This is a genomic window from Mesorhizobium sp. M7A.F.Ca.US.002.01.1.1, from assembly GCF_004022955.1.
Classification (GTDB): domain Bacteria; phylum Pseudomonadota; class Alphaproteobacteria; order Rhizobiales; family Rhizobiaceae; genus Mesorhizobium; species Mesorhizobium ciceri.
Genome location: NZ_RZQE01000575.1, coordinates 1 through 3283, shown reverse-complemented (window position 1 = coordinate 3283; position 3283 = coordinate 1). Strand labels below are relative to the sequence as shown.

Sequence of the window (3283 nt, the reverse complement as noted above, 5' to 3'; positions counted from 1 at the left end):
CCCAGACATAGCCGCCGCCAACAGCCAATGCCGCAGGCAGCGCGACCATCAGCAGGAAGCGGCCCAGCCGGCGCTTTTTCTTCACCGGCGCCGGAGCCGGCTGCACCGGGGGAGCAACGGTCGCCGGGGCCGCGGCCGGCTGCGCCGGCGCTTCCATTTCCAGTTCGGTCACTTTCTCGTCTATCTTGGCTACCGCGTTCATGCTGCTGCGCCCTCTGTGTTCTTCACTTTTTCAATGGACGGCGTCTCGTCGTCGGTCAGGTTGCGGACCATCGCCTCAAGTCCCTCGACGAGGACGCGACGGGCTTCCGGTTTCACGCCGACCAGCGATTCCTCATAGACTTCTCCGGCAATGCTCTTGATCACGGCGTAGGCATCGCTTGCCTTGGGCGTCAGGAAGATCATGCGGACGCGGCGATCGGCAGCGTCGGAACGACGCTCGATCCAGCCTCCCTCCTCCATGCGGTCGACCAGGCGCGAAACGCTGATCGGCTCGATTTCGAGAAGTTCGGCCAGCCGCGCCTGCGCGACACCGTCTTCCTTGGCAACGCGGACCAGAAGCCGCCATTGCGCCGAAGAAAGCCCCAAGCCACTGGCCCTCGCCTCGAAGCGCTTGCGCATCAGGCGCTGCACGTCGTGGATCAAGAAGCCCAATCTGTCGATGCCATCGGAAACCATGAGCGAGATATATAATAAGCGTGCTCACTATTCAAGATGCCGCAGTGCACACAAAGCCGACAAATGTGCATGACAGCTTTGCCGGGCAAATCATGGTTATCGATTTGCGAACGCATGATGGCCGCGCCGCCTCTCCGCTGGTCGCGTCTGGCATATTGATGTACAGCCGCTGAACAGGATCGGGGGATCAACGCAATGCCGACGCTTTACGCTCTCAAGCCGGCCTTCCAGGGTCGACTGCGGCCGCTGGTCAATCGGCTGGCGGCTATCGGGGTCACCGCAAACAGCATAACCATCCTGGCGGCCGCGATGTCGATAGCCGCCGGCGCGGCCATTGCGATCCGGCATGAATGGCGCTGGCTGCTGTTGCTTATCCCCGTGGTGATGTTCGTGCGCATGGCGCTGAATGCCGTGGACGGCATGCTGGCGCGCGAGCATGGCCAAGCCTCGACGCTCGGCATGTATCTGAACGAGTTGGGCGATGTCGTTTCGGACCTCGCGCTGATTCTGCCTTTTGCCGTCTTTCCGGAATTTGGCGCATGGGGCGTCGTCGCCTTCGCAATATCGGCGGCGCTGACCGAGTTTGCCGGCGTGCTCGGCATCGCCGCCAAGATCGGCCGCAACTATGCCGGGCCGTTCGGCAAGAGCGACAGGGCGCTGGCGCTTGGCGTCGTCGCCGTGCTGTGCGCCGCAGGGCTGTGGCCGGTATCGATCGCGCCATTTGTGTTTCCGGCCATGGCAACGCTTTCGCTGCTGACCGCCATAAACCGGATACGCGCCGGGCTTATTGGCAGCGCCAGCTGAGCATCGAGGCTCGCAATGCCGCCAGTGGGGCCGCCAGAGGGAAAGACCATGATGCACGAACCCATCGCGGCCGCGGTCACGGAAAGCCTTGCGCGGCAAGCGCAGGAGCGGGTCTTCCGCAGCCATGACGGGACGGAGATCTTCTACCGCTTCTGGCCGGCGGCTTCGGCCGATGCCAAAGGCGCGGTGGTGCTCTTCCATCGCGGCCACGAGCATGGCGGCCGCATGGCCCATCTCGTCGATGAATTGCGGATGCCGGACCACGCCTTCTATGCCTGGGATGCCCGCGGCAATGGCCGTTCGTCCGGCGAGCGCGGCTATGCCCCGTCCTTCTCGGCGCTGGTGCGCGACATCGACTGCTTCATGCGCGAGATCGCTGAAAGGGATGGCTTCGCCACGCGCGATATCGCGCTGATCGCGCAGTCCTTCGGCGCCGTTCTGGCCGCCGCCTGGGTGCATGACTATGCGCCGAAGCTGCGCGCCATGGTGCTGGCCTCACCGGCCTTCTCGGTAAAACTCTACGTGCCCTTCGCCAAGGAGGGCATAGCGCTCTGGCAGAAGATCAAGGGCGGCTTCTTCGTCAATTCCTACGTCAAGGCGAAATTCCTGACCCATGATCCAGTGCGCATCGCCTCTTTCGAGAGCGATCCACTGATCACGCGGCCGATCGCTTCCAACATCCTGGTCGAACTCTATCAGCACGCAGCCCGCATCGTCACTGACGCCCGCGCCATCACCGCGCCGACGCAGCTTCTGCTTTCGGGCAGCGATTGGGTCGTGCGCCACGGCCCGCAGCACGAGTTCTTCGTCAATCTCGGCAGCCGCATCAAGGAACGTCATGTGCTACCGGGCTTCTTCCACGACACGCTGGGCGAACGCGACCGGGCAAAGGCCCTCGACCTGATCCGGCCGTTCCTGGCCAGGCAGTTCGCGGCACCGGATGCGCCGGTCGACCTGAAGCAGGCGGACATTGCCGGCTACACACGCGACGAGGCCGACCGGCTTGCTTCACCGCTCGCTTTGATGTCGCCAAAGGGTCTCTATTGGGCATTCAGCCGCGCCTCCATCCGCATGGGCGCCTGGGTTTCCCAAGGCATGAAGACCGGCATTGCCACCGGCTTCGATTCCGGCTCGACGCTGGATTATGTCTACGAAAACGACGCGCGCGGACTTACGCCCCTTGGCCGCGTCGTCGACCGTGTCTTCCTGGAAGCTATCGGCTGGCGCGGCATCCGCCAGCGCAAGCTGCATCTCGAAGAACTGATCGGCTCTTGCCTGGCAACGCTCAAGACCACTGGCCGGCCAGTGCATATTCTCGACATCGCCGCCGGCCACGGCCGCTATGTTCTCGATGCCATCGTGAAGAGCCCCGACCAGCCGGCGAGCGTGCGTCTGCAGGATTATTCCGACCTCAACGTGCAGCTTGGCCGCAAGCTGATCACGGAGCGGCAATTGCCGGCTGACGTCACGTTCCAGCGCGCCGACGCTTTCGATGCCGACATGCTCGCCAACGCCGATCCGGCGCCGGACCTCGCCATCGTTTCCGGCCTCTACGAGCTATTCTCGGACAATGCGATGATCGCCCGCTCGCTCGGTGGATTGGCCAGCGCCATGCAGCCGGGCAGCCTGTTGCTCTACACCAACCAGCCTTGGCACCCGCAGCTCGAGTTGATCGCCCGCAGCCTGACCTCGCATCGCGGCGGCGAGGCCTGGGTGATGCGCCGGCGCACGCAAGGCGAAATGAACCAGCTCGTCGAAGCCGCCGGTTTCGAAAAGCTCGACCAGCGCATCGACCAATGGG

The 3283-nt window shown here is 63.9% G+C and carries 3 protein-coding genes and 1 pseudogene; 2 read left to right on the top strand and 2 right to left on the bottom strand.

Annotation, left to right across the window (positions count from 1 at the left end; genetic code table 11):
• Together EN932_RS32205 and EN932_RS32200 are read right to left on the bottom strand one after the other, a co-directional pair.
• A pseudogene (locus tag EN932_RS32205) lies at positions 1-202 on the bottom strand (HlyD family secretion protein); the annotation flags it as partial.
• Positions 199-678, bottom strand: coding sequence for a MarR family transcriptional regulator (locus tag EN932_RS32200; protein ID WP_013532372.1), 480 nt, complete (start codon positions 676-678; stop codon positions 199-201). The pseudogene EN932_RS32205 and the gene EN932_RS32200, both read right to left, overlap by 4 nt.
• 195 nt (positions 679-873) lie before the next feature.
• Here EN932_RS32200 and EN932_RS32195 point away from each other — a divergent pair, with 195 nt between their 5' ends.
• Complete coding sequence (locus EN932_RS32195; protein WP_127388335.1) at positions 874-1482, top strand: CDP-alcohol phosphatidyltransferase family protein; 609 nt, start codon at positions 874-876, stop codon at positions 1480-1482.
• 48 nt (positions 1483-1530) lie between these two features.
• On the top strand, positions 1531-3283 hold a 1753-nt coding region (locus EN932_RS32190), incomplete at its 3' end, for a bifunctional alpha/beta hydrolase/class I SAM-dependent methyltransferase (protein WP_206618985.1).

Excerpts from the sequence above, each read along its gene's own strand:
- EN932_RS32200 (WP_013532372.1), bottom strand. The coding sequence starts at position 678 with ATGGTTTCCGATGGCATCGACAGATTGGGCTTCTTGATCCACGACGTG.
- EN932_RS32195 (WP_127388335.1), top strand. The coding sequence starts at position 874 with ATGCCGACGCTTTACGCTCTCAAGCCGGCCTTCCAGGGTCGACTGCGG.